The sequence below is a fragment of the Kineococcus rhizosphaerae genome (assembly GCF_003002055.1).
Classification (GTDB): Bacteria; Actinomycetota; Actinomycetes; order Actinomycetales; family Kineococcaceae; genus Kineococcus; species Kineococcus rhizosphaerae.
On sequence record NZ_PVZF01000059.1, the window covers coordinates 1 to 1,222 of the forward strand.

General features: G+C 65.4%; 1 protein-coding gene. It reads left to right on the top strand.

All coding sequences use genetic code 11. The features are described from left to right. The first annotated feature begins 67 nt into the window (after positions 1–67). Positions 68–1,207, top strand: coding sequence for an IS30 family transposase (locus tag CLV37_RS26890; RefSeq protein ID WP_106215801.1), 1,140 nt, complete (start codon positions 68–70; stop codon positions 1,205–1,207). Positions 1,208–1,222: the final 15 nt, after the last annotated feature.

Here is a 1,222-nt window from a genome sequence, read left to right on the forward strand (position 1 = left end):
GGCGGTCTCAAGGAGTCAGCGCAACACCCATGAGATGATCATGGTTGGTCGCTGACAGGAGTTGAGCATGGCCGGTGTCCTCACCACGACGCAGAAACAGCTGGCGATCCGGCTGCACGCCCACGGTTTCTCGCTGGTAGAGATCGCCCGCCAGATCGGCTGCACCCCACCCATGGTGGGGTTGATGGTCCGCGAGAAACGCCACCTGGGCGGGGTGGAGGATCCGTGGACGCCGCGGGCGGGTCGTCTCTCGATCGATGAACGGGAGCAGATCCTGATCGGCGTGCGAGCCAAGAAGTCGTTCCGTGAGATCGCAGCGGGACTGGGTCGAGCACCCTCGACGGTGTCACGGGAGGTCAACGCCAACGGCGGCCGGGAGGCCTACCGGGCCTGGGGTGGGCACGTCCGCGCCCGCCAGCAGGCCCGCCGCCCCAAGGCGTTCAAGCTCAGCGCGGGGCCGCTACTGGTGGAAGTCGCCGCGCGGTTGCAGCAGTGGTGGTCACCGCAGGAGATCGCCGGGCGTCTGCGGCGGGACTTCCCCGATGATGAGCAGATGCACGTCAGCCACGAGACGATCTACCAGTCTCTCTTCGTCCAAGGCCGCGGTGAGTTGCGCCGGGAACTGCTGTGGTGCCTGCGATCTGGGCGGACCCAGCGCAAGACCCGAGGACGACTGGAAGGACGCGGACGTATCCCGGGAATGGTAATGATCTCCCAACGCCCACCCGAGGTTGAAGACCGCGCCGTGCCGGGACACTGGGAGGGGGACCTGATCATGGGAGCCGGCAGTCGCAGCGCGGTGGGGACCCTGGTCGAGCGTTCCACCCGCTACGTCATGTTGTTGCCGTTGGGGGCGGACAAGTCCGCGGTCACGGTTGAGGCGAGGATGCGGGAGACCATCACGGCGTTGCCTGCTCACCTGGCCCGCAGCATCACCTGGGACCAGGGTGCGGAGATGGCTGCCCACGCGAAGTTCACCCTCGCCACCGATATCCCGGTCTACTTCTGCGACCCGCACTCGCCCTGGCAGCGTGGTAGCAACGAGAACACGAACGGGTTGTTGCGCCAGTACCTGCCCAAGGGTATCGACTTGAGTGATGTCAGCAGGGAGGAACTGCTCGCGATTCAGGACTCTCTCAACGGTCGTCCTCGTAAGACTCTACAGTTCATGACACCATCGGAGAAGCTCACGGAGCTGTTGCGCTGACCCGTTGAGACCGCC

Bases quoted from the DNA above. Each gene is read 5' to 3' on its own strand.
- CLV37_RS26890 (WP_106215801.1), top strand. From the start codon at position 68: ATGGCCGGTGTCCTCACCACGACGCAGAAACAGCTGGCGATCCGGCTG.